31 protein-coding genes, 1 tRNA gene and 3 pseudogenes are annotated in these 25774 nt (G+C 43.1%); 20 read left to right on the top strand and 15 right to left on the bottom strand.

The window, feature by feature from the left end:
• The first annotated feature begins 7 nt into the window (after positions 1–7).
• From whiA to Y79_RS0111585, 3 genes are read left to right on the top strand one after another with little or no spacing between them, the layout of a single operon-like run.
• A complete protein-coding gene (gene whiA / locus Y79_RS0111575; RefSeq protein WP_007407421.1) occupies positions 8–958 on the top strand; it encodes a DNA-binding protein WhiA in 951 nt (316 codons plus the stop codon).
• Between the two features lie 23 nt (positions 959–981).
• The gene (locus Y79_RS0111580; RefSeq protein WP_012118534.1) at positions 982–1239 is read left to right on the top strand and encodes an HPr family phosphocarrier protein; all 258 of its coding nucleotides are present in this window, start codon (positions 982–984) and stop codon (positions 1237–1239) included.
• A gap of 24 nt (positions 1240–1263) precedes the next feature.
• The gene (locus tag Y79_RS0111585) at positions 1264–2010 is read left to right on the top strand and encodes an arylamine N-acetyltransferase family protein (RefSeq protein ID WP_016937825.1); all 747 of its coding nucleotides are present in this window, start codon (positions 1264–1266) and stop codon (positions 2008–2010) included.
• 62 nt (positions 2011–2072) lie between these two features.
• On the opposite strand, the gene Y79_RS0111590 is transcribed toward Y79_RS0111585, so the two are convergent.
• Together Y79_RS0111590 and Y79_RS0111595 are read right to left on the bottom strand one after the other, a co-directional pair.
• Positions 2073–2537: a ribonuclease gene (locus Y79_RS0111590; protein WP_016937826.1), complete on the bottom strand. Its 465-nt coding sequence runs from the start codon at positions 2535–2537 to the stop codon at positions 2073–2075.
• Positions 2538–2667: 130 nt separating this feature from the next.
• Positions 2668–3660, bottom strand: a complete 993-nt coding sequence (locus tag Y79_RS0111595) for a 2-hydroxyacid dehydrogenase (RefSeq protein ID WP_155816740.1) — start codon at positions 3658–3660, stop codon at positions 2668–2670.
• Positions 3661–4024: 364 nt separating this feature from the next.
• Here Y79_RS0111595 and Y79_RS0111600 point away from each other — a divergent pair, with 364 nt between their 5' ends.
• Complete coding sequence (locus Y79_RS0111600) at positions 4025–4615, top strand: beta-class carbonic anhydrase (RefSeq protein ID WP_095241440.1); 591 nt, start codon at positions 4025–4027, stop codon at positions 4613–4615.
• 2 nt (positions 4616–4617) lie between these two features.
• Complete coding sequence (locus tag Y79_RS0111605) at positions 4618–6207, top strand: SulP family inorganic anion transporter (protein WP_029575305.1); 1590 nt, start codon at positions 4618–4620, stop codon at positions 6205–6207.
• Positions 6208–6251: 44 nt separating this feature from the next.
• Here the strand turns inward: Y79_RS0111605 and Y79_RS0111610 are convergent, their stop codons facing one another.
• On the bottom strand, positions 6252–6572 hold the full coding sequence (locus Y79_RS0111610; protein ID WP_016937830.1) for a MazG nucleotide pyrophosphohydrolase domain-containing protein: 321 nt from the start codon (positions 6570–6572) through the stop codon (positions 6252–6254).
• Positions 6573–6687: 115 nt separating this feature from the next.
• Between Y79_RS0111610 and Y79_RS0111615 the strand changes: the two genes are divergently transcribed.
• Positions 6688–7263 (top strand): TIGR00730 family Rossman fold protein, encoded by a 576-nt coding sequence (locus Y79_RS0111615; RefSeq protein ID WP_016937831.1) that lies wholly within the window; start codon positions 6688–6690, stop codon positions 7261–7263.
• A gap of 8 nt (positions 7264–7271) precedes the next feature.
• Here the strand turns inward: Y79_RS0111615 and Y79_RS1000000121735 are convergent, their stop codons facing one another.
• From Y79_RS1000000121735 to Y79_RS0111630, 4 genes are all read right to left on the bottom strand, one after another.
• Positions 7272–7703, bottom strand: a complete 432-nt coding sequence (locus Y79_RS1000000121735) for a hypothetical protein (protein ID WP_235714285.1) — start codon at positions 7701–7703, stop codon at positions 7272–7274.
• A 5-nt stretch (positions 7704–7708) separates the two neighbouring features.
• Positions 7709–8110, bottom strand: coding sequence for a hypothetical protein (locus tag Y79_RS1000000121740; protein WP_235714286.1), 402 nt, complete (start codon positions 8108–8110; stop codon positions 7709–7711).
• Between the two features lie 178 nt (positions 8111–8288).
• Positions 8289–9665 carry an MFS transporter gene (locus Y79_RS0111625; RefSeq protein ID WP_016937832.1) on the bottom strand — a complete coding sequence of 459 codons (1377 nt, stop codon included), beginning with the start codon at positions 9663–9665 and terminating at the stop codon, positions 8289–8291.
• A gap of 43 nt (positions 9666–9708) precedes the next feature.
• A complete protein-coding gene (locus tag Y79_RS0111630) occupies positions 9709–10839 on the bottom strand; it encodes a 2-methylaconitate cis-trans isomerase PrpF family protein (RefSeq protein ID WP_016937833.1) in 1131 nt (376 codons plus the stop codon).
• Between the two features lie 173 nt (positions 10840–11012).
• On the opposite strand from Y79_RS0111630, the gene Y79_RS0111635 reads away from it, so the two are divergent.
• Complete coding sequence (locus Y79_RS0111635) at positions 11013–11873, top strand: LysR family transcriptional regulator (protein WP_016937834.1); 861 nt, start codon at positions 11013–11015, stop codon at positions 11871–11873.
• 41 nt (positions 11874–11914) lie between these two features.
• Here the strand turns inward: Y79_RS0111635 and clpP are convergent, their stop codons facing one another.
• Together clpP and Y79_RS0111645 are read right to left on the bottom strand one after the other, a co-directional pair.
• Positions 11915–12511, bottom strand: a complete 597-nt coding sequence (gene clpP, locus Y79_RS0111640) for an ATP-dependent Clp endopeptidase proteolytic subunit ClpP (RefSeq protein WP_003151513.1) — start codon at positions 12509–12511, stop codon at positions 11915–11917.
• Between the two features lie 232 nt (positions 12512–12743).
• Entirely contained in the window at positions 12744–13718 is a 975-nt protein-coding gene (locus Y79_RS0111645) for a LacI family DNA-binding transcriptional regulator (RefSeq protein ID WP_016937835.1), read from the bottom strand.
• Positions 13719–14082: 364 nt separating this feature from the next.
• On the opposite strand from Y79_RS0111645, the gene Y79_RS0111650 reads away from it, so the two are divergent.
• From Y79_RS0111650 to Y79_RS0111660, 3 genes are all read left to right on the top strand, one after another.
• Positions 14083–15315: an MFS transporter gene (locus Y79_RS0111650; protein WP_016937836.1), complete on the top strand. Its 1233-nt coding sequence runs from the start codon at positions 14083–14085 to the stop codon at positions 15313–15315.
• A gap of 14 nt (positions 15316–15329) precedes the next feature.
• Positions 15330–16799, top strand: coding sequence for a glycoside hydrolase family 32 protein (locus Y79_RS0111655; protein ID WP_016937837.1), 1470 nt, complete (start codon positions 15330–15332; stop codon positions 16797–16799).
• 251 nt (positions 16800–17050) lie between these two features.
• A tRNA-Arg gene (locus tag Y79_RS0111660) sits at positions 17051–17126 on the top strand.
• A gap of 203 nt (positions 17127–17329) precedes the next feature.
• On the opposite strand, the gene Y79_RS0111665 is transcribed toward Y79_RS0111660, so the two are convergent.
• A complete protein-coding gene (locus tag Y79_RS0111665; RefSeq protein WP_016937838.1) occupies positions 17330–17641 on the bottom strand; it encodes a hypothetical protein in 312 nt (103 codons plus the stop codon).
• A 16-nt stretch (positions 17642–17657) separates the two neighbouring features.
• Positions 17658–19088, bottom strand: a complete 1431-nt coding sequence (locus Y79_RS0111670; RefSeq protein WP_016937839.1) for a lipase — start codon at positions 19086–19088, stop codon at positions 17658–17660.
• A 56-nt stretch (positions 19089–19144) separates the two neighbouring features.
• Here Y79_RS0111670 and Y79_RS0111675 point away from each other — a divergent pair, with 56 nt between their 5' ends.
• Positions 19145–19459: a DUF1433 domain-containing protein gene (locus tag Y79_RS0111675; protein WP_016937840.1), complete on the top strand. Its 315-nt coding sequence runs from the start codon at positions 19145–19147 to the stop codon at positions 19457–19459.
• 136 nt (positions 19460–19595) lie between these two features.
• The gene (locus Y79_RS0111680) at positions 19596–19880 is read left to right on the top strand and encodes a DUF1433 domain-containing protein (protein WP_050544527.1); all 285 of its coding nucleotides are present in this window, start codon (positions 19596–19598) and stop codon (positions 19878–19880) included.
• Positions 19881–20082: 202 nt separating this feature from the next.
• Here Y79_RS0111680 and Y79_RS1000000121280 read toward each other — a convergent pair.
• Positions 20083–20451, bottom strand: a pseudogene (locus Y79_RS1000000121280) (lipase); the annotation flags it as partial.
• 109 nt (positions 20452–20560) lie between these two features.
• On the opposite strand from Y79_RS1000000121280, the gene Y79_RS0111690 reads away from it, so the two are divergent.
• Entirely contained in the window at positions 20561–20818 is a 258-nt protein-coding gene (locus tag Y79_RS0111690; protein WP_015240647.1) for a DUF1433 domain-containing protein, read from the top strand.
• A 188-nt stretch (positions 20819–21006) separates the two neighbouring features.
• On the opposite strand, the pseudogene Y79_RS1000000121595 reads toward Y79_RS0111690, so the two are convergent.
• Positions 21007–21111: pseudogene (locus Y79_RS1000000121595) on the bottom strand (sporulation transcription factor Spo0A); the annotation flags it as partial.
• A gap of 72 nt (positions 21112–21183) precedes the next feature.
• Between Y79_RS1000000121595 and Y79_RS0111695 the strand changes: the two are divergent.
• The 5 genes and pseudogenes from Y79_RS0111695 (at position 21184) to Y79_RS0111715 (ending at position 23648) form a co-directional block, all read left to right on the top strand.
• Positions 21184–21528 (top strand): DUF1433 domain-containing protein, encoded by a 345-nt coding sequence (locus Y79_RS0111695; protein ID WP_016937843.1) that lies wholly within the window; start codon positions 21184–21186, stop codon positions 21526–21528.
• Positions 21529–21943: 415 nt separating this feature from the next.
• Positions 21944–22231: a DUF1433 domain-containing protein gene (locus Y79_RS0111700; protein WP_016937844.1), complete on the top strand. Its 288-nt coding sequence runs from the start codon at positions 21944–21946 to the stop codon at positions 22229–22231.
• A 211-nt stretch (positions 22232–22442) separates the two neighbouring features.
• Positions 22443–22727, top strand: coding sequence for a DUF1433 domain-containing protein (locus tag Y79_RS0111705; RefSeq protein ID WP_029575306.1), 285 nt, complete (start codon positions 22443–22445; stop codon positions 22725–22727).
• A gap of 260 nt (positions 22728–22987) precedes the next feature.
• Positions 22988–23137, top strand: a pseudogene (locus tag Y79_RS1000000120875) (DUF3237 family protein); the annotation flags it as partial.
• Positions 23138–23159: 22 nt separating this feature from the next.
• Positions 23160–23648: a phenolic acid decarboxylase gene (locus Y79_RS0111715; RefSeq protein ID WP_016937847.1), complete on the top strand. Its 489-nt coding sequence runs from the start codon at positions 23160–23162 to the stop codon at positions 23646–23648.
• A gap of 53 nt (positions 23649–23701) precedes the next feature.
• On the opposite strand, the gene paiA is transcribed toward Y79_RS0111715, so the two are convergent.
• Positions 23702–24220 (bottom strand): spermidine/spermine N(1)-acetyltransferase, encoded by a 519-nt coding sequence (paiA, locus tag Y79_RS0111720; protein WP_016937848.1) that lies wholly within the window; start codon positions 24218–24220, stop codon positions 23702–23704.
• A 119-nt stretch (positions 24221–24339) separates the two neighbouring features.
• Between paiA and Y79_RS0111725 the strand changes: the two genes are divergently transcribed.
• On the top strand, positions 24340–24975 hold the full coding sequence (locus Y79_RS0111725) for a YczE/YyaS/YitT family protein (RefSeq protein WP_016937849.1): 636 nt from the start codon (positions 24340–24342) through the stop codon (positions 24973–24975).
• Between the two features lie 37 nt (positions 24976–25012).
• A complete protein-coding gene (locus Y79_RS0111730; protein WP_016937850.1) occupies positions 25013–25543 on the top strand; it encodes a dihydrofolate reductase family protein in 531 nt (176 codons plus the stop codon).
• A gap of 45 nt (positions 25544–25588) precedes the next feature.
• On the opposite strand, the gene Y79_RS01000000120135 is transcribed toward Y79_RS0111730, so the two are convergent.
• Positions 25589–25771: a hypothetical protein gene (locus tag Y79_RS01000000120135; RefSeq protein WP_016937851.1), complete on the bottom strand. Its 183-nt coding sequence runs from the start codon at positions 25769–25771 to the stop codon at positions 25589–25591.
• Between the last annotated feature and the right edge of the window lie 3 nt (positions 25772–25774).

Raw genomic sequence — 25774 nt, forward strand, 5'->3', positions numbered from 1 at the left:
GGCTAATATGTCATTTGCATCGGAAACCAAAAAAGAACTGACGAATCTGGAAGTGAAGGACTGCTGCGCCAAGGCGGAGCTGTCCGCGCTGATTCGGATGAACGGTTCATTGTCATTTTCAAACCGCCATCTCGTGCTTGACGTTCAAACCGAAAATGCGGCGATTGCGCGCCGCATTTATACATTGCTGAAGAAACAATATGATGTATCGGTCGAACTGTTAGTCAGAAAAAAAATGCGGCTGAAAAAAAACAATGTTTATATTGTACGCTTTTCTGAAAATGCAAAGCTGATTTTGGAGGAATTGAAAATCCTCGGGGAGAACTTTGTATTCGAACGGAATATTTCTGAGGAACTGGTGGCGAAACGCTGCTGCAAACGTTCTTATATGAGAGGGGCGTTTTTGGCGGGGGGATCCGTGAATAATCCTGAAACATCGTCATACCACTTGGAAATCTTCTCGCTTTATAAGGAACATAACGATTCATTATGCGCGCTGCTGAATGAATTCCACCTGAACAGCAAAACGCTTGAACGGAAAAAAGGCTATATTACGTACTTAAAAGAGGCGGAAAAAATCACTGAATTTCTGAATGTCATCGGCGCCCACAATTCACTGCTGCGCTTTGAAGATGTGCGGATTGTCAGAGATATGAGAAATTCGGTGAACCGCCTCGTCAATTGTGAAACAGCAAACTTAAACAAAACCATCGGGGCTTCGCTCAGACAGGTGGAAAATATTAAATACATTGATGAACGGATCGGTCTTGAAGCGCTGCCGGAAAAGCTTCGCGAAATTGCACAGCTGCGGATTGATTATCAGGAAGTCACGCTGAAAGAACTTGGGGAAATGGTTGCAAGCGGGAAAATCAGCAAATCCGGCATCAATCACAGGCTGAGAAAGCTCGATGAAATTGCAGAACAGCTGCGTACAGGACAAAGCATCACTTTGAAATAACCGTACAGAAAAGGGGAGATCTTATGGTTCAGGAGAAAGTGGAAGTGCGTTTAAAGACGGGATTGCAGGCGCGTCCCGCTGCATTGTTTGTACAGGAGGCAAATCGTTTTGCATCAGATGTGTTTCTTGAGAAAAACGGCAAGAAAGTGAATGCCAAAAGCATTATGGGATTAATGAGTCTGGCGGTCAGCACGGGGACGGAAGTCACTCTGATCGCTGAAGGCGACGATGAAAAGGAAGCGCTGGAAAAGCTGTCCGCTTATGTGCAGGAAGAAGTGTAAACACTTTGTAAGGGGGACGGAACGATGAATGAGTTTCTGAAAGATTGTTATCAAACGATAGGCTGGGAAAAGGATTCCCTCGATTTCAGCAACCTGCCGGAGTTTTTAAAGGCACTCGCGTATCGGTTTCCGTTTGAAAATCGCGCGGTTTTGTCCAAAAAAGAATATGACGTCACGAAAGAAGGACTGTGGCGGCACATGGTGAAGGAACCTCATGGCGGCCTTTGTTATGACTTGAACGGACTGCTTTATTTCATACTGAAAGATGCCGGATTTGATGTCAAATTGATCCGCGGAACGGTTTGGAAAAACGGCTGGGCGCTGCCCGGCACACATGCGGCCGTGCTTCTTTCCGCCGGGGGGAGTGAGTACATCGCTGATGCAGGCTTCGGCCTCAATCTCGCCATGCAGCCTGTGCCGATGTTGGGAGACGAGATGGTATCAGCGGCCGGCGCGTTCCGTGTGAGGATAGAAGAGACGGAATTCGGGACATACGTGCTTGAAATGAACAAAGGGGACGGCTGGCAGACAGGTTACGCATTTTCGCTTGAAGAAATCGATGAAAAGGACCTCAAGTCTATGAAACAAACAATCTTTGAACATGAACGCTCTCCTTTCAACAAACGCCTGCTTGCTTCTAAGCGGACACCGGAAGGGCACATGGTTCTGTCTGAACGCAATATAACAATAAAAAAACACGATGGCACAGCGGAAAACAGCAGAATAGACCGATCAGAGTTTGAAGAAAAATTTAATACTCATTTTATGTAAAGCCTGCAGATTTCCAGCAGAAAAAAACGGCCTCCCGCAGGGAAGCCGTTTTTTGTTTCGGTTTATCTGATTTTCGTAAAGGTTTTATAATGATCTGTCGTCTTATAAATCAGCCAGTCGCTTGAGTAAAGAATCCGGTCTGAATTTCTGAAGCCTGATGTATAGTTAATATCCGCTTCACGCCACGTCCGCCCGCTTTTGGCCGGGAGTTTGCCTTCCCTGTTTGAGAAGATGTCTCCGCCGATGCTTTTCCCCGGAGCGACGTCTGCAAGGTTCCCTTTTGATGCTACCCAGCCGAGGGCCTGTGCCTCTGATTTTGTAATGTAATTATCAGGAAGTTTGTGATATGTCAGAAGATAATCCGCAACCCCGTCAAATGTGTTGATAACCTGTGCTTCTGTGTGTGCCTTGTGAGACGGTGTTTCCGTCTTGGCATTCGTTGAAAACAGTATCCCCGCCGCCGAGAAAAGCACCAGTAAACAAACGGAAATCCATGATAAACGTTTTTTCAAAGCAATACCTCCCATTTTTCATCATGTGAAGCTGATTCCTTTTTATTGTATCAGCATCGAAAGAAAGGAATAGATAGAATTTAAAAATAGTACTTTTGATCCAGCGAAAAATAAACCCCGGCTGAACCAACCGGGATTATTCCTCTCATTGAAATTCTTTCGTGAGGTTTTTCGGTGTTTTTCCGTATACGGCGTCAATCATGTTTTGGGCGGCTTGCTTGAACATATTCAAACGGATTTTAGCCGTTGCTGAACCGATATGCGGAAGCAATGTGACGTTTTCCAGCTGGAGGAGCGGATTGTCTTCACCGATCGGCTCTTTTTCAAATACATCTAAACCGGCGCCTTTTATCCAGCCCTCCTGCAATGCGCGGATGAGCGTTTTTTCATCAACCGTCTTTCCCCGGGAAATATTGACGAAAAATGCCGTATCTTTCATCAATTTAAATTCCCGTTCTCCTATCATATGATACGTTTCGTCAGTAAGAGGCGTAATTAAAAGCACAAAGTCTGACGTTTTCAGCAGTGTATCTAAGTCGGCATATGTAACGCCGAGCTCTTTCTCAGCATCCGGTTTTCTGCTGCGGTTATAGTATAACACGTCCATATCGAAGCCGAATTTTGCCCGTTTGGCTGCTTGTTCACCGATTCTGCCCATGCCGATAATGCCCAATGTCTGATGGTGGACATCCATACCGAAAAGGGATTCTTCCTCAACAGTTCCCCATTTGCCGGCCCGGACGAATCGATCCAATTCGGCAACCCGTCTGGCGGAAGACAGGATTAATGAAAAAGCCAGATCAGCGACCGTGTCATCCAAGGTGTACGGCGTATGTGTGCCGACGACCCCGCGTCTTTTCATTTCTTCTATATTAAAATTATCGTAGCCGACTGAATTGTTGCTGACGACTTTCAGTTTCGGCGCGTGATCCAGCAAATCACTGTCAATCGCCGTTCCGGATGTCAGCAGCCCTTCAGCATCCTTCATTTTCTCGTACAATTCTTCTTTTGAAATGGTATCTTCTTTCCAGATGTCATAGCGGCAATGCTCGCCTATCATTTGTTCGACTTCCGGCGGTATCGGTTTTGCGATGAATACATATGGTTTCAACGGGGCTTCTCCTCCTTTGTCTTTCATCTCTATTTTATTATATAAGAGAAGCGGTAAGGTGAGAAATATTCAAATGCATTCGGTGAATTTCTGGTTCTTTTGAACCCAAAATGAAAAGAAGAAGAGATATACATGTGTGATTTCTCCAATCCGTAACAGAATCCGCCTATATTTCTAAAGGCAAAAGCGCGGGACCGCTGTTTTCAAAAGCTTTATAGGTTTGTATAAAGATAAATTTTATTATTTTTGAAAGATATAAATGAATATAATCTGAATTTACAGTTAAATTATCGTGTCTTTTTTTGAAAGCGCTTTTGAGGCCTTTTTCTGTGCTATAATTCCTTACTGTAAGCTGGGTAAGAAGGCTTGCAATACAATCGGATGGGAGATGATTAGAAAAATGGTTTCTTTATCAAGCATTTTGGAGCACAACCAGCAGTTTGTCCAAGAAAGGAAATATGAACCTTACCAAACGACAAAATTCCCGAAAAAAAAGCTTGTCATCGTATCCTGTATGGATACAAGGCTGACGGAGCTTCTGCCGCAGGCGATGGGACTCAGAAACGGCGATGCCAAAATCATAAAAAACGCGGGAGCCATTGTTTCTCACCCATTTGGAAGTGTCATGCGGAGTATTTTGGTTGCCGTTTATGAACTGCAGGCTGAGGAAGTCTGCATCGTAGGTCACCGCGAGTGCGGGATGTCGGGATTGAATGCGGCTTCCATATTAAATAAAGCAAAAGAGCGCGGCGTGGAGGAGAAATGTCTCAGCCTTTTGCAGCATGCGGGAGTCGATTTGGAGACATGGCTGTCCGGTTTTCACAGCGTCGAAGAAAGCGTGGCTCACAGCGTGAATATGGTCAGGCACCATCCGCTCCTGCCTGAAGAGGTGCCGGTGCACGGGCTGGTGATTGATCCGGGGACGGGGACGCTGGATGTTGTGGTTGACGGTTATGAAACAGTCAAAGGGGGATGCAGCTGACCATGCAATTTTCCGGCAGATATTATGGATACAATTTGCAGAAATTTCAGAAAGACTTGGTCGCAGGAATTGTCGTCGGAATTGTAGCAATTCCTTTGGGCATGGCCTTTGCCATCGCCTCCGGGGTCGGTCCGGAATACGGGCTTTATACCGTTATTGTGGCCGGAATTCTGATTTCGCTGTTGGGCGGCTCTAAATATCAGATCGGAGGGCCTACGGGGGCGTTTGTTCCCATTTTATTTGCCATTGTGATGCAGTATGGTTTTGAGAATTTACTTGTCGCCGGTTTCATGGCAGGCGTGATGCTCGTCCTGTTCGGCGTATTTAAGCTCGGGAAGATTATGAAATTTGTGCCGAAGCCGGTGATCGTCGGATTTACGGCCGGAATCGCAGTGCTGATTTTCTCAGAGCAGATCGCCCATTTTCTCGGTCTGCGCGATATTCAAAAGCATGAAAGCTTTATCCTTAACATTGCGGAGATCGGCAAAAAGATCGGAACTTTTAATTTGTACAGCATTTTGATCGCGGGAATTGCTTTGGCCATTTTGCTGTTATCAGCCAGGCTGATGCCGAAGATTCCGGGTGCGCTTGTGGCGCTGCTTGTATCTACAGCCGCGGCGGTCGTGTTTTTCCCTGACAAGATGGCGACAATCGGTTCTGCTTACGGAGAGATTCCGCGGCAGCTTCCGGCTTTTCAGCTTCCTGATTTCTCAATTGATAACATGATAATGATGTTTCCGTCGGCTCTGATCATTGCGCTTCTCGGCGGGCTTGAATCCATATTATCGGCAATGGTCGCGGATAATATGAAGGGATCACGGCATGACAGCAATAGGGAGCTTGTCGGGCAGGGCATCGCCAATATGGCCGCGCCGCTTTTCGGCGGCATACCGGCAACGGGAGCGATTGCGCGGACCGCAACAAATATTAAAAACGGCGCAGTTTCTCCGATTTCCGGTGTTGTTCACGGAGTCACCGTCCTCCTCGTCCTGCTCGTCTTCGCCCCGCTTGCCGTCCACGTACCGCTGGCAAGCATGGCGCCGGTATTGATGGTTGTGGCTTGGAACATGAGTGAACGGAGGGAAGTCGGCAATATGATGCGGCTGAAAAACACTGATTCATTCGTACTGGCGGCAACCTTTTTACTGACGGTTCTGTTTGATTTAATCATCGGCGTGTCTGCCGGTCTCGTGCTCGCCTTTGTTTTCTTTATCAGAAAAATGAGCGAATCGACAAGCGTCAAAACACCGCATGCCGCCGTCAAATCGGTTAAAAACGATTCGTCCGTCAGCACATATTCCATTGAAGGGCCGCTGTTTTTCGGTTCGATTGATTCATTGGAATCATCATTGCTGGAGAGGCTTCAGGAAAAGCCGAAAACGCTTATCCTGCTGATGAATAATGTGCATTACATGGATACTTCCGCAGAAGCGGTTCTGGGGAATGTCATGAACCGGATCAAACGCCATAACGGCAGATTGATGATCGTCGGATTGCAGTCTCAGCCGAGGGAGCTGATCCGAAAGACGGGGCTGTTTCATAAAATCGGAAAACAGCACTTCTTTGAGCATCAGGACGAGATAACGGGATAAATTCAGGTGCGGCCTGTCCATGAAAAAGCGGACAGGCCGTGTTTTTATTCGGTTTCAAAACGTTTAATCAATTTTTCCTGATGGGCTCTCATCGCATCTTCTAAAGTGATTCCGTACTTATCGGCGAGGATGGCGAGGTTTCCGAGGACATCACCCATTTCTTCCATCAGCTCCTGCCTGCGTTCTGACTGGGTCGCGTCCTTTTCATCCGGCCGGTCCCTGCCGATTTCATATGCTCTTACCGCCCGGGCGAGCTCACCCGCTTCTTCCATTAAAAAGCCGATTCTGATAAATGGTCCGTACGCCGTCCATCCTCTTTTTTCGTAAAAGTCTTTCAGCCATTGTTCTGTTTCAGCGATCTGCATGTGAAACACTCCTTATGTCCTGTATGATTCTTATTGATATTATCATATAGAGATGGGACAATATATAGTGTATTTTGATTTATTGATGTACATATATAGATGCGGAGATGAAAAAATGAAAACGATTTGTGTATTTGCGGGATCAAATCTGGGGGTAAATGAAGAATACAAACGCAAAGCGGCCGAACTCGGTGAATATATGGCGGAGCAGGGAATCGCCCTTGTTTACGGCGGTTCACGGGTCGGTCTGATGGGAACCGTTGCCGACGCGTTAATGGCAGGCGGCGGAAAAGCTGTCGGCGTCATGCCGAGCGGGCTGTTCAGCGGAGAGATTGTTCACCAAAATCTGACGGAGCTGATTGAAGTCAGCGGCATGCATGAACGGAAAGCGAAAATGAGTGAACTTGCCGACGGGTACATTGCCATGCCAGGCGGCTTCGGAACTTATGAAGAGTTATTTGAAGTGCTGTGCTGGGCGCAAATCGGCATTCATCAAAAACCAATCGGACTTTACAATGTGAACGGTTATTTTGAGCCGATGATGAAGATGGTCAAATACAGCATTCAGGAAGGATTTTCGAATGAATCTCATTTGAAGCTGATCCACAGCTCCTCCCGCCCAGATGAGCTGATTGAACAGATGAATCGGTATACATACCCGATTTTAGATAAGAAATGGCGGGAATTGTAAGGAAGATTCTATAAGCAGCCGTCAGCATCAAGATGAATCAGCTCCCATTGCCCGGAGCTGTTTTTTCTCAGCTGTTTGGCTAACACGTCTGTACCATTCGTGAGCTGAAAATAGACAAAACGGTAATGACCGCCGTCTGTTCCGTCAAAATCAATTGTTTTGACATAACCATTCTGCCGGACAGGCCACCTTTTTTTAATAAGCTTGCACCAGCTGCCAAATTTGATATCAAGGCTGGTTTCTGCATTGTGCTGCCACAAATGGTAAGCGGCACACAAAAAATCTTCACCATACCAAGTTATTCGTCCGATCAGAAACCGGCCATTGTGTTTTTCCAACTGGACAATACCGTGATAATAAGCGAAAAATGTGACGTTTTGATTTGAACCTTGAATGGTTTCGATCTCAACGAAATAGCGCAAGCCTTCAAGCTGATTCAATTTGATCAGGTGGGTCTGGCCGATACCTTCAAATGAGGCAAGAAAAGCTTTGTAGGAATGTTTCTTACGGCAGGCCGGAGAGAAAAAGGCAAGGCAAGCGGAAAAGGAATGCGGGCCTGGCCGACTGTACCGCACCCCCCGGCTTTTTCGTCCGTAAGATTTTCGGCTTCACGTAAAACACTAAAATAATGCAAGACCGTTTTTTCCGGAGCCAATGTGAGGGATTGGGGCAGATGAATGCTTTTCCAAGGCCTGTCAATATAAGGATTAAAAAAGGAACTTTCAATTGCTGTGTTCAGGACAGGCAGACAAGAGGGTCTGAAATATGTTTCGGCATCAACTGCTCTGTAGGAAGATGGTTCGGCGGTTGCATCTAAACCATTCTGATCGGAAAGTTCTCCGCCCATAAAATACCTTTTCTTTCCGGGGAAAAACCGTTTTCTCCATCTCATGCGTATCACGCCTTTCTTAAGGATAAGACATGTGTATGAGAATAAGATGAGAAAGAGACTGCGGTTGGGATTGAAAGAAGAACATCCATTTCCTCTGGGGAGATGGATGTTTTGCGGTTTGAAGTGTATGCGTTTACAACTTTTGCTGCGCGAATGTGTCTTCCGATATGAAATCATCCTGCTGCATCTTTTGTTTTTTTGACCCGATTCCAAAAATACCGACTGTCAGTGCACAAAGGAGCCAGCAGCCTGTGAAGAACAAGAAAACACTTAAAAATCCGTAGCCTGAATACAGAAAACTGACGACAAAGGGACCGGCTACATTCGCAAGACGCCCTACGCCGTAAGTGAGGCCATTTCCAGACGCCCTGGCTTCAACCGGATATAATTCCGGCGTATAAGCATATGCGATTGAACTGAACGTACGCTCAAACATATGCATGAGAAATCCGCATATGACAATGACCATCGGCAAAGGATTGATGCCGTAAATGAATCCAAGTCCCATAATAATGAACGATAAAACAGAAATGGCCCACTTTCGATCCACACGGTCAGAGATTTGCGACGCAATGAGAGCGCCAAGCGGGGCACCGATCGTTCCCAGAGTAACGTATACGATAGACTCATCCATTGATACGCCTTCTTTCACCAAAAGGGTGGGAACCCACGTGCCAAAGCCTTGAATGGCAATCGTGGAAGCTGCCCACATCGTCATTAAAACCAAAGTTCTTCCTGCTAAAGGCTTTTGAAATAACGTCCGATATGGAACGGATTTTACAGCGGTTTTTCTGCTTTTTAGAGCCGGAGCCGGTTCAGGCAGTTCACCCTTTTCTTTTTCTATTTTTGCTTCAAGCTCAAGCAGAATGCGGTGTGCCTGTTCGCTTTTTCCTTTCGTATCCAGCCATTTCGGTGATTCTTCCAGTTTTCTGGCGATCAGCGGAAAAAAAATACCGACCGCGCCGAATAGAAAGATAAACCGCCAGCCGTAAGAGGCGGACGGCACGACCAATTTAGCCACCCAGCCGGCTGCAGGAATTCCGCATATGCCTATCGTAATACAGATTGCCTGGTATTTTCCCTTAGTTGCGGATGGGAAAAATTCGCTGATATACGTACTTGCCACAATCGTTGTGGCGCCGATACCTAAACTCGTAAGAAATCTAAAAACACCGAGTATTTCTGGGTTCCAAGCCAGAGAAGAGAGGAGGGAGAAGGAAGAGAAAAAGGTGACAACCAGAATTAAACCTTTTTTCCTTCCGAAACGGTCTGAAAACCATCCTCCGGCAGAGGCGCCGATAAACATTCCGAAATAGGAGACAGACGTAATAAAAGCGATGGTATGAGTGGATATGTTCCATTCCTTTAAAAGTGAAGGCGCCGCATATGAAAACGTATTTAAATCAATAAAATCAAAAAAGTAAGCGAATGAAAGGATAACGAGCACCGCTTGATGAGCCCTTGAAAAAGGCAGTCTGTTCAGTCGATTAGACGCGTTTACATTGATCATCTCGTATTCCTCCGTTTATCTTTGACTTGTCTGGGGGCTTGTATTAACCAATGTGATTCAGCGTATTCATGTTGTAACTTTGCTTAGTAAACACATAGCCTTCAGAGATTTTTCTTGCTGTGCGTACTACTTTAATCGTTGTTCCGTCCGGATCGGCATCTTGTTCGGTTTTTAAAATGCCGCTTGGATGCCCTAATCGGATCGTTTTTCCGGAGAATGAAAATTCAGATAATATCGTATCCTGCAATAACATGCCGGCGGTCGTGCATACCGCCCCTGTAATGGCTAAAGCTTGATGCGGTTTTTGCATGGACATCATACGAATGACAAGGTCCATTTCATGAGCGTGTCTCTTTATCCCTTTTGTATCAATATAATCCGCTGGGGATGAGATTAAAGTCAGTTTTGGTACGGCCGGTGATTTTGCCGAAGCCTCATGTCTTGAAGCGAATCTGCATTTCTCGGCTGCAATTGATCGGATTATTTCGAGCTTTTCCAATATATCCGGAGTATATTCGTCCGGAAGTTCTATGCCGGTAAGCCCCGCGTCCTCTGCTTTTACAAAGACAAGCGGATTGGCGTAATCAATAATCGATACGGAGATATTCCCATACGGTGTATCGAGAACATCAATAGGCTGACCGGTCGGAAACAGTTTTCCGGTCACCGCCCCTTCAGCCTGGTGAAATGAAAGATAAATAGGAGAAGCTGTACCTGGAACCCCCGGAATCGAGCAGTCTCCCTGATAATGAAATGTTCCGTTTTTGACTTCAACTTCTGCTGCGATCACTTTTTGCGTGTTTGTGTTTAAAATTCTGACTGTTGTCACCGGCTCTTCAGCCTGAACGAGCCCTTTCTCAATAGCATAAGGGCCTACGGCAGAAGAGATATTTCCGCAATTGCCTTTGAAGTCGGTAAATTTGTCAGTCAGACTGACTTGCGCAAATGTATACTCAACATCTGCGTCTTTTCTGGCGGATTTCTTAATAATGGCTGCCTTGCTTGTGAGAGAATGTCCGCCGCCGAGACCGTCAATTTGTCTCTCGTCAGGGCTCCCCATAATGTCTAAAAGAAAATCGCTCCATAGGTTTGTATCGTCTGGCATGTCTTTTTGAAGAATAAAAACGCCTTTGCTGGTGCCGCCTCTCATGACGGTTACAGGAACTTTTTCCATGCTGTCTCATCCTTACATCATTTTGTGTGGATAAAAAGGTACCGGTCCCTTTGGAAAATATCGTATGATAAATAAGGATTATAAGTAAAACATATAATTTTTATAAAGTTGAATAAAAAACTTTTATAACAGGAGAAAATTTTATAGCAGAAAAATATTTTGGGGGATTTTATATGGATGAAAAGGATTGGGCTGTACTCATTACATTATTCGAGGAAAAAAATATGACGAAGGCGGCGGAGCGGTTATATATGACACAGCCGGCATTAAGTTATCGGCTCAAAAACTTGGAATCGCAATTCGGAGTGCGCCTCTTTTATAAAAGAAAAAAAGGGATGGAATTCACTTCAGAAGGTGAATATCTGGTTGAATATTCGAAAGAGATGCTGCAGGAATTCAGAAAAATGAAGGATGATATGCTCAATATGAGCCATGAAGTCAGCGGGGTTCTCAGATTAGGAGTCTCAAGCAATTTTGCTCAGTATAAGCTCCCGGCGATTCTAAAACGGTTTTCTGATCAGTATCCGTCTGTTCAATTCCACGTCAATACGGGATGGAGTGCGAAGGTGATGGATCTGCTTCATCATTCCGGCGTGCACCTTGGGATTATGAGGGGAAATTATGATTGGCAAGGGGAAAAACAACTGCTAAATGAAGAGAGGCTGTACCTTATTTCAAAAACTGAAATCAACAGTGAGGACCTGCCCAAATTGCCGATGATTTATTATCAAACTGATGCTTCTTTGAAAAGTCTGATTCAAAAATGGTGGAATAATCAATTTTCTGAGCCGCCTTTCATTGCAATGGAGGTAGACAGGCAGGAAACCTGTAAAGAGATGGTGAAAAACGGTCTCGGTTATTCTGTTGTGCCGGAGATCTGTCTTCAGCCTTCTGATGAATTATACACATTGGCGCTGTCTTATAAAAATAACGAGCCTGTGATACGTGATACGTGGCTTATGTATGATTCTTCAGCGTTAGAATTATCTGTCGTCAAAGCATTCATTACTTTTTTGAATGAAGATAAAGCATAAAAAAACCTGCAAGAGTTTGAGACTCTCTTGCAGGCAGGATCTTACTTCTGGTCTTCCGTATTGCGTGTCAGCACTTTATCGATTAAGCCGTATTCTAAAGCTTCATCAGCTGATTTGAAGTTGTCGCGGTCTGTATCGCGCTCGATCACTTCAAGCGGCTGGCCGGTACGTTCAGCAAGCACTTTGTTTAATTTATCGCGAAGCAAGAGAATGCGTTTTGCCGCGATTTCAATTTCTGTCGCCTGTCCTTGCGCTCCGCCAAGCGGCTGGTGAATCATGACTTCACTGTTAGGAAGCGCGTAACGTTTGCCTTTTTCACCGGCTGCAAGTAAAAATGCTCCCATTGAAGCGGCCATCCCGATGCAGATTGTAGATACTTTCGGTTTAATGAACTGCATTGTATCGTAGATTGCCATACCGGCAGTGATTGATCCGCCAGGGCTGTTAATGTAAATGGAAATATCTTTTTCAGGGTCTTCCGCTTCAAGGAATAAAAGCTGTGACACGATGGAGTTCGCAACGTTGTCATCAATCGCAGATCCAAGCATGATAATACGGTCCTTCAAAAGACGGGAGTAAATGTCATAAGCTCTTTCTCCGCGGTTCGTTTGTTCAATGACTGTAGGTATTAAATTCATAATGCTCCTCCTTCACCTTTTAGGTAAGTATGTATTTACATGATACATTTTTGGTCAATAAAGGTCAAACAAAACGCTGACCAAAATGCCAACCTTTTCTTCTAACACCATTTTTCCCAGAAAACAAAAAGTTCAAACAGCAAAGTGAAAATGGGTATTATGAACGCCGGCGCTTGAGAAAATGATATGGCTTGAGCAGCGGAAATAGAACGCTGGCGTGCCGTACGGCTGATCAAGTTGTCTGACCTTCCAGAAACCGCACCGGCAAATACGTTTCCAGCGGCAAATCATCAAATTCGCCTTCAATTTCTTTTACTAAAATCTCGATGGCTGTTTTGGAAATCAATTCGATCGGCTGCTGGATGGTTGTCAATTCCGGAAGGATCGATTGAACGGTTTCGGTGCCGTCATAACCGATCACTTTTAATTGAGCCGGGATATCTTTTCCCCGTTTTTTGGCCTCGGTCATGACTGCTGCGGCCATCAGATCATCACTGGCAAAAATTCCGTCGGTGTCAGGCTGTTCATCGAATAACGATGAAATGATGTCATGGTCATGTTGATAAAAGGGTACTTCATATGTAATAGGCTGCCTTCCGTGTTTACGCATGACATCTTCGTATGCTTTTCTTCTGAGGTTTGCCGGTGTTTCGAGTTCAAGCGGGCCGTTGATATGGACGATGTGCCGGCACCCTTTTTCGATCAGCAGTTCCGCCGCTTTTTTTCCGCCGTCATAGTTGTCTGAGCCGACGACGGGAATTGAATCCGATAAGAAATGATCAATGGCGACAATCGGCAGATTTTGCTTATGATAATTGAGAATTCCCCGGTTGTAAGTCACAGCGATCACGCCGTCCACTTGGTTTCTTATCAGCATCTCCACATATTTTTCTTCTTTATCCTTTCGATGTAAACTGTTGCAAAGCAGCAGTTTGTAGCCCATGGACGTACAAATGCTTTCAATATGAAAAGCGAGTTCGCCGAAAAACGGGTTGCCGGAGTTTGGGATGATAAGCCCTATTAAATTGGTTCTTTTACGGAATAAAGAGCGGGCGAGATCGTTTGGAAAGTAATTGATTTCTTCCATCGCCTTGTACACTTTTTCTTTTGTTTTTTCGCTGATATAGCCGCGGTTATTTAATACCCGCGAAACGGTTGTAGAGGAAACTCCCGCTATTTTTGCAACATCGTGAATGTTAGGCTTCATTCCCTTGCCCTCCTGCTTTACTGAAATGGCTTACAATTCTCGTCACGCACTTATTTTAGAGAATCGGGCTGACATGCGCAAGGACATTCCATATTTCTGCTAGGGGTGCGTTTTGCTCGATTGAATAATCAGAAAAGTGTATGTCAACCGATTGACATATGAAACCGGTTGACATAAAATTCTTTATGAAAGCGCTTTATAAAGAGGATGAAGGGAAGTGACGGCGGCTGTTTGCGTAATGCAACTAAAGTGAAGTACCGGACAGCGCTAAAAAAGAAAGCGCTTACTTTATAGCGGGAAGGAATGACATGGCTCAGCGGTTCGGGAACGTGGAGTAAAAGGTCCTATTAAAGGAGCGGTGAAAATGAAAAACGCAAAAAGTCTGTATTGGAAACTGAGTGCTTATTTTTTCTTTTTCTTTTTTACTTGGTCTTCCAGCTATTCTTTATTTGCGATTTGGCTGGGGCAGGAAATCAATTTAAACGGGTCAGCGACAGGCATTATTTTTTCTGTAAATGCCGTATTTGCCTTGTGCATGCAGCCTCTTTACGGTTTTATTTCTGACAAATTGGGGCTGAAGAAAAAGATCTTATTTATGATCAGCTTTCTTCTCCTATTTACAGGTCCGTTTTATATTTTCATCTATGGACCGCTCTTACAGTACAATGTCTTTCTTGGCGCCATTGTCGGAGGCCTGTATTTGGGAGCCGGCTTTTTGGCGGGGATAGGCGCGATTGAAACGTACATTGAAAAGGTCAGCCGAAAATATCATTTTGAGTATGGAAAATCAAGAATGTGGGGCTCATTGGGCTGGGCGGCGGCTGCATTTTTTGCAGGACAGCTTTTCAATATCAATCCCAATATCAACTTCTGGATCGCGTCTGTTTCAGCCGTCATTTTAACGGCCATTATCATGTCTGTAAAAATCGAAATGACAGACCACGAGAAAAAAAGAGCGGATTCGGTCCGGTTAAAAGATGCGGGGCGGCTCTTTTTAATAAAGGATTTTTGGTTTTTTATGATGTACATTATCGGCGTGACCTGCATTTACGGCGTATATGATCAGCAGTTCCCGATCTACTATGCGTCTTTGTTTCCTTCAGTGTCGATAGGCAACCAAGTATTCGGCTATCTTAATTCAGTCCAGGTATTTTTAGAGGCCGGCATGATGTTTCTTGCGCCTTTTATCGTCAATAAGTTCGGAGCGAAAAACAGTTTGATTTTAGCGGGGTTTTTAATGGCTTTCCGCATCGTCGGGTCCGGAATTGCAGTTGAGCCTGTAGGAATTTCATCAATGAAACTCATCCACGCACTGGAACTGCCGATTATGCTGATCGCCGTTTTTAAATATTTGGCTGCCAATTTTGATACGCGTCTGTCGTCCGTCCTTTATCTCGTCGGTTTTCAATTCGCATCTCAGGCAGGCGCGTCGATTCTGTCGCCGCTGGCGGGAGGATTATATGACAGTGCGGGGTTCCGGCAAACCTATCTCATCATGGGAATCGTCGTCTTTGGTTTTACCGTCATCTCCATATTTACTTTATTGGGCCCGAAACAAAACAGCAGGCGTGTCCAGCGTCTGCAAAAAATCGGATAGAGAGGATGTCGCAAATGGATAGAATTCAGCAGGCGGAGGAAGCTTTGAAGGAAGCAGAGGGTAAAGTGAAACAAAGATATCGGCTGGGGTACCACATTATGCCCCGGGCGAATTGGATCAATGATCCGAACGGGCTTATTCAGTTTAAAGGAGAATACCACGTCTTTTTTCAGCATCATCCGTATGATGAGAATTGGGGGCCGATGCATTGGGGGCATGTAAAGAGTAAAGATCTCATTCAATGGGAGCACCTGCCGGTTGCCTTAGCTCCGGGGGATGCATTTGATCAAAGCGGCTGTTTTTCGGGAAGCGCGGCCGATGATAACGGACGCCTTACTTTAATCTATACAGGCCATAATATGATTGATCAAGAGAAAGACCTTTTCTATCAAACTCAAAATATCGCGGTCAGCCAAGATGGGATTGTGTTTGAAAAGCTTCAGGAAAACCCCGTTATTGCGGCACCGCCGGAAGACAGCGCCCGTCATTTCCGCGATCCGAAAGTATGGAAGCATCGCGATGAGTGGTATATGGTCATCGGCAACTCCTCAAAAGAAAACGTCGGACGGGTCGTTTTATACCGCTCATCTGATTTACGTGATTGGGAATACGCAGGTGTTCTCGCCCAAAGTGACGGTCATCTCGGCTATATGTGGGAATGTCCGGATTTCTTTGAATTAGGCGGCAAACATGTCCTGCTGATTTCGCCACAGGGTATTGAAGCCGACGGCGATTTATATAACAATTTACATCAAACCGGTTATTTAATCGGTGACTATAATTATGAAACAAATAAATTTACACATGGCGCTTTTACAGAGCTGGATTACGGCCATGACTTTTACGCCGTGCAAACATTACTGGATGATAAGGGACGCAGAATCGCTATCGGCTGGATGGATATGTGGGAATCTGAGATGCCGACAAAAGCGGACGGATGGTGCGGTGCATTGACGCTGCCGCGAGAACTGACATTGCGTGACGATCATAAACTTTTGATGAATCCCGCCGAAGAAACCAAGCAGCTGCGAACAAAGGAATACCGGGAATGTGCAGGCCGGCAGGTATCAGGGAGTTACTTGGCAAAGACGTCCGAAGACCTGCTTGAAGTTCGAGTCGTGTTTAATATCAACGATTGCGATGCCGAATCGGCAGGTTTTAAGATTCGCGGCCTTGATGAAGAAGAACTTGTGCTTAAATACAATCTAACGGATAAAAAATTGACACTTGATTGCACCAAAATGGGGAAAGCGAAAGACGGTGTGAGAAGAGTGCGGCTGGATGCAAGCGGCAAGCTGGCGCTGCGGATATTTATTGACAGATCTTCGATTGAAGTATTCGCCAATCATGGAGAAGCAACGATGACAAGCCGTATCTATCCGAAAGAGGGCAGATTGGGGCTTGAGCTGTTTTCTGAGAAAGGCGCTGTAAAGGTTGAGGAATTCACCTATTGGACGTTAAAAGACATTTGGAAAAAAAGCTGAAACGTGCTTTTTCTGAAGTGACTGGAAAAGTACTGAGCAGCTGAAATGACTGATCGCATCAGGCGTGTGAGCCTTTTGAAAAACAAGCCGTTATGCGGGGCGGGATTATGCTGCATGAGGACGCTGCATAATCCTGTTACTATACATACATCACTGCAGCATAAGCGCCGTAAAGTTCACTATTATTGAAAAAGTGTTGCTTTCTGCGTGTGTCTTTATTATAATATAAAGGTATCTGATTGAAAAAACGTGCGCTCGTAGCTCAGTTGGATAGAGCGGTGGTTTCCGGTACCACGTCTGTCGGGGGTTCGAATCCCTCCGAGCGCGTCAAAAGCATGAGATAGCTTTAAATGAATAAAGCTTAAAGAAGTCGAAAACCCTTGCCGTGCAAGGGTTTTTCTTTGTTTCGATGGACTTATTGGGAGCCCGAGAAAGCGTTAAAAAACGTTATTATTTCATTTCGTTTACACAATCTTTGGACGCATGTCTCAAAAAACCCCGCAAATAATAAATCCGCGAGGTTTTTTATTTTACCTTGTTTTGAAACTGTTAATGAATGTGTCCCTGTTATTTTCGGTGCCGGCAATCAGCCGCGCACTTTCACTGATCCGCTGTGCGAGAGCTTTTTGCGCCTTGCCTTCGAAGCTGTTCAATAATGCTGAATAAACTTCATATAATTCATCTTTCAATGTGTCCATTTCGAATGCCGGTTTCAGCGTTTGGCGCACTGTTTCCAGTTTTGTCCCCGCTGCCTCCGTCATGACGGTTTTCAGCATTTGCCGCTGCAGCCTTTTCTTCATCGGGTCGTCCTTGTGTTCTAAAAGTTCGTCTAATGTCGGCATTATGTATCCACCTCTATCATCTTAACCAGTTTGCGAGCATCTGGTCTTTTTCCTGAAATTTGTCCGCTATTTTATGTAAGAATCCGCCGATCTCTTCAAGGTCCGTGATCGCCGCCTGCAAAGAATCAATAAACGCCTGCTCAGCCTGAGTGTCGTAAAAAATCGGGCCTTTATCGTAGGATTGCGCAATATCTTCAATTGTATTGGTCACGTCCTGTGCTTGAAGCTGATCAAACAAGCCGTGTCCGACTTGGCCGTAAAATTCGGTTTTCAGCTCGGCGATTTTTTCATCGTGCTCTTGATAGGCGTTCTGCGCTTCTTTTTTCATCGTCCGCAAATCCTCAGTCATGGCCTGTACCTTTTCAGCCAGCTTCTTTGCGTTTTTCGGCGTTACTTTTATCGCATCTCCGCTTCCGATCGCACCGGCCGGCAGAAGAGCGCCGAGATTTTTATCGAAGACTAACTCATCTCCGTTCGGATTTGTGATGTTTCCGTTTCGGTCAAATATGAAATTCGCTTCGTTTAAGCCGTGTGTATCCGGATTTCTCAGAATGACGGTAGTAAAGAAATAAGCGAGATTCTTGCTGATCTGCTCGTTTAAGTTCCCATCAAGCCGCTGCTTTCGGCTGAACTGTGAGAGTGAGGGGTTTTTCGTATAAATCGTTGTCCCGTTGTGGCGGTCATATTCGTTCCAATAACCTGCCCCGACCATGTCGTCCGGATTGATAATTGACCGGATGTAAGGATCGTATATGCCGCTGTTGATGTCTTTCTGTGTTTCTTCATCGTGCAGTTTCACGACGGAAGGACTGTTAAACGCAACGGCATAAATATCATTATTCACCGCGCTGTATTCGGCCTCAGCGCCGCCGAGTGAATGGCCGGTTGTTGAAATAATCGTTGACGTTCCGGCATACTTTTTCTTTACGCTGCGTACCAGCTGATCGGCTTGATCGATTTGCGATGTTTTCGTTATCAGCTTATACTTTCCGGTTGTGAGCATGGCGTCTTGAGAGGGCGTTCCATTGTATTTTCCGAGTGTTTTAGACGTGTCTTTCGCATCTTTTTTTACAATATAATACACTTCTTTTTTTGGATTATTTCCAAAAACAATATTCCCGCCGTCCGCTTTTACGCCGTCATTGATCGGGTCTTTTCCGATATCGGTTCCGGCAAAGGCGACGACCACGTTTTCGGGGTTTTTTGATTTTATCCGTTTACCATTTTTCTTCACTGCTTGTACTAATACAACCGCATCGAGCCCTGTATCATCGTCTGATTTTATTTGATCGACGTACCAGTAAGTAGGTTTTGAAATGGAAGAATTAATACGTATATACTCATTGTTCTCTAATTTCCTTTTAAGATAGTCATAATTATAAGCACGTTGACTCATCCTGTAATATGTTTCATCTGTCAGGCTTGAAGTCCTAATTTTCTTGCTCAAGATATACAGCACCTTTCTTGTCATGTAAAATAGGGTAAGGAAAGGGATGATTTTTTTTGAAAAAATACCTTATTATTGTACTAATGTTAATTATAACTGTTGGAGGATTGATTATGAAGCATCAATATGATGTAAAAAAGGAAGAAAAGGCTCTTTTTGAAAAAGCCAAAAGTAAAATGACCGAATACTTGCACCGCGAGTATAAGGGAATAGAGAAAATTTCTTATGATGATTATTTTATTGATCCAACTGGCGGAATCACAGTTGAGGGGTATCTAAACGGCGATAAAAGTAAAGAATTTGATGGCTTATATGATCCTGTAGGTGACAAAATAGGGAGCTCCTCTGTGGATGCGGAAGAAAAATCTTAAGATGCCGAAATGCACCGGATGTCACCGGCCATTTTTCTAGTCCGCGAACTTTATCATAACTCATGGGACGGATGATTCTGTGAAAAAATATATAATTATCTTCATGGTTATCTTTATAGCAGCCGGAGGTTTTATAATGAAGAGTATGAATGATAAAAATGTTCAGGCAGAAGAGGTAAAGATTGCTCAAGAACGAATGGAGAAATTTATCAAAGCGAATTATGAAGGAATACATAACGTTACATTTAAAGATAAATATGAAACAGATCCAATGGGCGGGATAGAGGTATTTGGCTATTACAACGATGATACATCAAATAAATTTGACGGTATTTATGATAAGGCAAATGACAAGATTATGGGACACACTATAGATGCTGTGAGAAAGAAAGAATGTAGAGATAAAGACTGCGATTATTAAAAAAGACGCCAGTGTGGCGTCTTTTTTGTATTATACCTTCAATTGCTTCGGAAATTGTGGACCATTTTTCTATTCCGCGAGCTACATGTGTACCTTTGCCTGCTATTGTTGCATATGCTTCATATGTATTATTGGCTGGCCCCAAAAACTCTGATCGATAAATCCTTTTGCTTAAAGAGTAGCCATTCTTGTTTTTCTCTTTATAATACACTTCTTTTTTTGGATTATTTCCAAAAACAATATTCCCCCCGTCCGCTTTTACTCCGTCATTGATCGGGTCTTTTCCGATATCGGTTCCGGCAAAGGCGACGACCACGTTTTCGGGGTTTTTTGATTTTACCCATTTGCCGTTTTTTGTCTTGATGCCTTTTGAGAATACAAAGGCATCGAGACCCGTATCAGAATCCTGCTTCACTTTCTCAACGTACCAATATGACGTCTTACTTATTTTATAAGGAGTTTTATATTTCATATGCAGGGCTAACATTTTATAATGGTAAGCTGCTTGACTCAAACGATAATATTCTTTATCTGTGACATTAGAGACGGTTATTTCTTTTCCTTTTGGCATATATACATCACCTTTCTTATATTGTAAAATAGTTCCGAAAGGATGATACGCATGAGAAAATACATTATTATCCTAATTGTTATAATTATAGCAGTGGGAGGTTTTTTTCGTGAAGCGTCAATATGATAAACATAAAAACGAAGAAAAACTTGTGATTGAGGCGCAAGAGCACATGAAGAATTACTTAAAAAAAGACTATAAAAATGTACAGGAAGTTCATTTTTCAAAAGACTACAATATCGATCCGACAGGCGGAGTTGAAGTTTCAGGCTACATAAATAATAATAAAGAAAAAGAATTTTCCGGTATATATGATCCAACGAACAAGGAGATAGGGATTTCAGTGGTCAATGCCGAAGAAAGGTAAAATACCCACCTCAGGATGAGTGGGTATTTATTTTGTTTAATTATCTTACAAAATTCGTGATATGTTTCTCATACAGTTCAAACCTATTCCTGAGATCAATCGCCTCTACCGTCTCATTTGTCGAGGTATCCCCGATATTAACGGTAACCGCATACAAATATCATGACAACTCAACGATAGGAAAAACGTCAGATCAGCATTTTACTCGCTTTAAGTTCCAATCTTAACTTGTCAGCAACAATCGCGATGAATTCTGAATTGGTTAGCTTTGCTTTTGACATGCTGAAAGTATATTCTTATCAAGTTTTTGCTCATTTCGTTTACTTAAGAACGACAGTTATTTATAGGAAAGGGTTGATTTCCAAATGAAAAAGAAAAAGTACATAATTATCCTTATTTTAATAATTATAGCGGCTGGGGGACTTTTTATGAAGCATCAGTATGATCAAAAGGAAAAAGAGATTGCGTTATTCGAAGAAGCCCAGAATCATATGGAAAAGTTTTTAACAACGAACTATAAAAATGTGGATAATATCCATTTTTCTGAGGATTACAATATCAATCCAATTGGTGGTATTAGTGTTAAGGGTTATACTAACGGAGAAAAAGAGTTTGAAGGTCTGTATGATCCAAACAATAAAGAAATATTGTCGTATACGGTTGATGCCGAACCTAAAGAAGAATGTATAGATAAGCTTTGTATAAGATAAATTAGCCCGCTCAATCGAGCTGAGCTAATTTTGTTTTATTGCTCTTACTCTATCTCCTCGACATAAAACAAATCTTCCATAGGTACATTTAATCCTCAGTTAATAATGAATAGTGTTGTGATATCATATTTTGTATTTGTTGCTTATCGCAGCCTCAGTAGAGCCAACTAAATCAGCCAATTCCTTCTGGATTTGAATTCCTTTCTCCTTCATCACTTCATTTAACCTAGATCTAACTATAACTAACGCTTATAAAAAAGTATTCTCGATCACTGATACTTGATACATTGATGCTTTTTAGACATGTACAACACCCCGAGGTTGATGTAAATTTAATCTAAGAAAGGATGAGTTTGTGAGGAAATACAAGATTGTCCTAATATTTGTAATAACTATAGCGTCAGGAAGTATCTACATGAAGTACCACCATGATAAAAAAGAAGCAGAACAAGAACTTTTTATCCAAGCGAAAAATAAAATGGAAAGCTATATAAAAGCTAATTACAAAAATATAAAGCAAATTACATACATTAACAATTATAAAATAAATCCTATGGGTGGTATTTCCGTGAAGGGGTACTTGAATGGTACTAAGGAAAAAGAATTTTTTGGACTTTATGACAAAACGAATGATGAAATAGGAGTTTCGTCAGTCGATGCGGAAGAGAAACCCGAATGTCAGGAAAAAGAATGTGAATACTAAAAGACTCTGAAATAAAGAAGTACTCTGGATTGCCGCTTATATGATCCTCTGTGGACACTGAAGAAAAATCTTAAGACGCCTAAATGCACCGGATGTCACCGGCCATTTTTTCTAGTCCGCGAGCTTCATCATAACTCATGGGAGGATGATTCTGGTGAAAACATACATTATGATCTTCATGGTTATCTTTATAGCAGCCGGAGGTTTTATAATGAAGAGTATGAATGATAAAAATGTTCAGGCAGAAGAGGTAAAGATTGCTCAAGAACGAATGGAGAAATTTATCAAAGCGAATTATGAAGGAATACATAACGTTACATTTAAAGATAAATACGAAACAGATCCAATGGGCGGGATAGAGGTATTTGGCTATTACAACGGTAATACATCGAATAAATTCGATGGTATTTATGATAAGGCAAATGACAAGATCATGGGGCACTCAATAGACGCTGTAATAAAGAAAGAATGCAGAGATAAAGATTGCGATTATTAATAAAGACGCTCGTCTGGTATGAGCATACACTAAACGAAAAAGACAAGGGTTCGGTATTTGCCGCCCTTGTCTTTTTGTTGAACACCTCTTTTTTCGGGTAAACTTTATCAGAGGCAGCTCATTATTTGACAGTCCATTTTAACAGCGTTACAATTAAACGTGTAAATAGTTACATGTTTAAATAAACATAATATCTCGGGAGGTGATACGTTCTTGAATGAACCTTCTTTAAAAAAGTCATCAATGATTCAGTGAACGGCATCATTGATCCCGAGCATGTTTATTTTCGCACTGTGCCTATGTTTGAAACAAGCAGTGAGGCATATCAGTTTCTGCAGGACCGGCTGTTTATCAGGGCTGCGGTCAGATTGCCGAATGACATTCGGCTGGATATTTATGAAGTTCAATAATGATATGGGAGAGTGAGTCGACATGGAAAACTTTATCGGAAGCCATATGATTTACACGTATGAAAACGGCTGGGAGTATGAAATTTATATTAAAAATGATCATACGATCGACTATCGGATTCATAGCGGTATGGTAGGCGGACGCTGGGTGCGCGACCAAGAAGTGAATATCGTAAAGCTGACAGAAGGCGTATATAAGGTGTCATGGACTGAACCGACAGGCACAGATGTTTCATTAAACTTTATGCCGAATGAAAAACGGATGCACGGGATTATTTTCTTCCCGAAATGGGTGCATGAGCATCCGGAAATCACCGTATGCTACCAAAATGATTACATTGATGTGATGAAAGAGTCACGTGAGAAATATGAAACGTATCCTAAATATGTCGTTCCCGAGTTTGCGGATATTACGTATCTCAACAATGCGGGAGTCAATAATGAATCATTGATTTCAGAAGCGCCGTACGAAGGAATGACAGATGATATTCGCGCAGGAAAATTAAAATAATAGAAAAAACCCGGCTCAGATGCCGGGTTTTTTGTGTATGAAATCAGGAAATCCTACGACAGGGTCTTGGTCATGATAAAGTCGACTTGTTCATCATCCCCCATAAAAAAAGAGTGTTCTCCCGTTTGGACAAACCCCATTTTTTTATAAAAGGCGATTGCGTTTTCGTTTTTTTCCCATACGCCAAGCCAGATTTTCTTTTTGTTGTGTTCGGCAGCGATTTTCACAGCTTCATTCAGCAGATATTTGCCAAGTCCGTGTTTCTGATGGTTTTTTCTTATATAAATTCTCTCAATTTCCAGAGAATCATCACCCATTTTTTCTGATTGAGCTTCATCCATGTTGATTTTTACATATCCCGCAAGATCATCATTATAATAGACAAAATAGAATTGTGAAGACAGATTAGATAATTCCGTTTTCAGCTTTTCAGTGTGGAATGCATTTTCCAAATAAGCCTTCATATTTTCAAGTGAATTTTGATCTGTAAATGTAGCATTGAATGTTTCAATGCTTATCTCCCGGAGTGCTGTTATATCGTCGAGGCTGCATTTTTTTAATTTGATGCTCATGTTCATACAGCTCCTTTCTTATTTATGAAATATTGTAATTGCAATAAAAATACCGTATATTAAATATAATGTGGTTTTGTTGTATTTGCAACATAAAATATGAAAATGAGGCCGGTAACATGAAATATGGTTTTTATATTTTGGGAATCATTATATTAACTTTTGGTATTTCTGTCACGATTCAATCTGATCTTGGAACGTCGCCTTTCGATGCGCTGATCGTGGGGCTGTATATACATGCTGGGCTGACAGTGGGAAGCTGGGAAATCATCATAGCTTTCCTGTTAATATGCTGCAATTCAATGTTAAAAAGACAAAGACCGGAATTTTCAGGGATGATTACGGCGTTTATAACGGGAATCGGGATTGATATGTGGCTGTTTTTCCTGCATCGTTTCATAGTGCCTGAACCATGGTACGAAAAAGCGGGTTGTTTTGCCATCGGTTTGGTTGTGATAGGGATTGGAACCGCGGCTTATTTGCACACAAATTTCGCACCGATCCCAGTTGACCGGTTAACGTTGATTATCCGCGAATTAACAGGGAGAAGCATCTTTTTTTCAAGAACGGTCATTTACTTCGTGTTTTTCATATTGGCATTGATCTTAAAAGGTCCGGTCGGCATCGGGACGTTATTCACCGTTTGTTTAGGAGGGCTCATCCTTCATTTCTTTATGCCGATTACAGGAAGATGGATAGACGGTATCTTAACAGCATCTCAAAAGCAGAAAGATAAGAAAAAATGGTATAATTAGTTTGTATGAACTTGTAAAAAAGGGGGAGGGATTTTTCATGGGCGGTCAAAGAAAGCTCGTTTTTTACGGTGCTGTCAGCGCAGATGGCTATCTTGCGCGGGAAAATCATTCTTTGGATTGGTTAATCGGGACTGAAGGTGAAGAAGACACCGATTATGCATCTTTCTATGAATCTGTCGATACGATCATTATGGGCAGAAAAACATATGATGAAATTATGACGTTATTTCCCGAGGAGTTTCTCTATAAGGGAAAAGAGTGCTATGTGTTTTCGCGGACATTGACCGGGCGTACTGAAAATGTGCGGTTTATTCATGAAGAGCCTGCCGGTTTTATACAAGCGTTGAAACGCCAAGAAGGCAAGCGGATTTGGATTGTCGGCGGGAGTGATTTGCTGCACCCGGTTTTGGAGGAAAAACTTGTCGATGAGTTTATCATTCAGATCGCCCCTGTTCTGCTCGGCCGGGGAATTCCGTTATTTAAACCCGGAGACCGGGAGACCGGGCTGAAGCTGACGGATGTCCGGCGCTATAAACAATTTGCGGAATTGCATTATGAAGTGAGATAAATGAAATAGATGAAAGAAACCCAGTAAGGTTACCGGGTTTCTTTTTCATGTTTGTTTTTGTTTTGAAATTGTGTGGGCCGGCCCGTATGAAAATCCTGCAGCCATGATGACAGCGCCTATCCACCTCACGGCATAGAAATCAGTGTCGCGCAGGAAGACAACTGAAACTAAGATCATCAGCGCCCCGATGATAACGGCAGCTGTGCCGATAATACTTGATTTCTCCATATA

Origin of the sequence: Bacillus siamensis KCTC 13613, from assembly GCF_000262045.1 — a bacterium.
Lineage (GTDB): Bacteria > Bacillota > Bacilli > Bacillales > Bacillaceae > Bacillus > Bacillus siamensis.

Excerpts from the sequence above, each read along its gene's own strand:
- Y79_RS0111665 (WP_016937838.1), bottom strand. The coding sequence starts at position 17,641 with ATGCCGACATTAGACGAACTTTTAGAACACAAGGACGACCCGATGAAG.
- Y79_RS0111725 (WP_016937849.1), top strand. The coding sequence starts at position 24,340 with ATGAAATATGGTTTTTATATTTTGGGAATCATTATATTAACTTTTGGT.
- Y79_RS0111655 (WP_016937837.1), top strand. The coding sequence starts at position 15,330 with ATGGATAGAATTCAGCAGGCGGAGGAAGCTTTGAAGGAAGCAGAGGGT.
- Y79_RS0111585 (WP_016937825.1), top strand. The coding sequence starts at position 1,264 with ATGAATGAGTTTCTGAAAGATTGTTATCAAACGATAGGCTGGGAAAAG.
- Y79_RS0111650 (WP_016937836.1), top strand. The coding sequence starts at position 14,083 with ATGAAAAACGCAAAAAGTCTGTATTGGAAACTGAGTGCTTATTTTTTC.
- whiA (WP_007407421.1), top strand. The coding sequence starts at position 8 with ATGTCATTTGCATCGGAAACCAAAAAAGAACTGACGAATCTGGAAGTG.
- Y79_RS0111715 (WP_016937847.1), top strand. The coding sequence starts at position 23,160 with ATGGAAAACTTTATCGGAAGCCATATGATTTACACGTATGAAAACGGC.
- Y79_RS0111625 (WP_016937832.1), bottom strand. The coding sequence starts at position 9,665 with ATGATCAATGTAAACGCGTCTAATCGACTGAACAGACTGCCTTTTTCA.
- Y79_RS0111605 (WP_029575305.1), top strand. The coding sequence starts at position 4,618 with ATGCAATTTTCCGGCAGATATTATGGATACAATTTGCAGAAATTTCAG.
- Y79_RS0111610 (WP_016937830.1), bottom strand. The coding sequence starts at position 6,572 with ATGCAGATCGCTGAAACAGAACAATGGCTGAAAGACTTTTACGAAAAA.
- Y79_RS0111590 (WP_016937826.1), bottom strand. The coding sequence starts at position 2,537 with ATGGGAGGTATTGCTTTGAAAAAACGTTTATCATGGATTTCCGTTTGT.
- Y79_RS0111630 (WP_016937833.1), bottom strand. The coding sequence starts at position 10,839 with ATGGAAAAAGTTCCTGTAACCGTCATGAGAGGCGGCACCAGCAAAGGC.
- Y79_RS0111645 (WP_016937835.1), bottom strand. The coding sequence starts at position 13,718 with ATGAAGCCTAACATTCACGATGTTGCAAAAATAGCGGGAGTTTCCTCT.
- Y79_RS0111730 (WP_016937850.1), top strand. The coding sequence starts at position 25,013 with ATGGGCGGTCAAAGAAAGCTCGTTTTTTACGGTGCTGTCAGCGCAGAT.
- clpP (WP_003151513.1), bottom strand. The coding sequence starts at position 12,511 with ATGAATTTAATACCTACAGTCATTGAACAAACGAACCGCGGAGAAAGA.
- paiA (WP_016937848.1), bottom strand. The coding sequence starts at position 24,220 with ATGAGCATCAAATTAAAAAAATGCAGCCTCGACGATATAACAGCACTC.
- Y79_RS0111700 (WP_016937844.1), top strand. The coding sequence starts at position 21,944 with ATGAAGTACCACCATGATAAAAAAGAAGCAGAACAAGAACTTTTTATC.
- Y79_RS0111595 (WP_155816740.1), bottom strand. The coding sequence starts at position 3,660 with ATGAAAGACAAAGGAGGAGAAGCCCCGTTGAAACCATATGTATTCATC.
- Y79_RS0111705 (WP_029575306.1), top strand. The coding sequence starts at position 22,443 with ATGAAGAGTATGAATGATAAAAATGTTCAGGCAGAAGAGGTAAAGATT.
- Y79_RS0111680 (WP_050544527.1), top strand. The coding sequence starts at position 19,596 with ATGAAGAGTATGAATGATAAAAATGTTCAGGCAGAAGAGGTAAAGATT.
- Y79_RS0111615 (WP_016937831.1), top strand. The coding sequence starts at position 6,688 with ATGAAAACGATTTGTGTATTTGCGGGATCAAATCTGGGGGTAAATGAA.
- Y79_RS0111635 (WP_016937834.1), top strand. The coding sequence starts at position 11,013 with ATGGATGAAAAGGATTGGGCTGTACTCATTACATTATTCGAGGAAAAA.
- Y79_RS0111580 (WP_012118534.1), top strand. The coding sequence starts at position 982 with ATGGTTCAGGAGAAAGTGGAAGTGCGTTTAAAGACGGGATTGCAGGCG.
- Y79_RS01000000120135 (WP_016937851.1), bottom strand. The coding sequence starts at position 25,771 with ATGGAGAAATCAAGTATTATCGGCACAGCTGCCGTTATCATCGGGGCG.
- Y79_RS0111695 (WP_016937843.1), top strand. The coding sequence starts at position 21,184 with ATGAAAAAGAAAAAGTACATAATTATCCTTATTTTAATAATTATAGCG.
- Y79_RS1000000121740 (WP_235714286.1), bottom strand. The coding sequence starts at position 8,110 with ATGGGCGGAGAACTTTCCGATCAGAATGGTTTAGATGCAACCGCCGAA.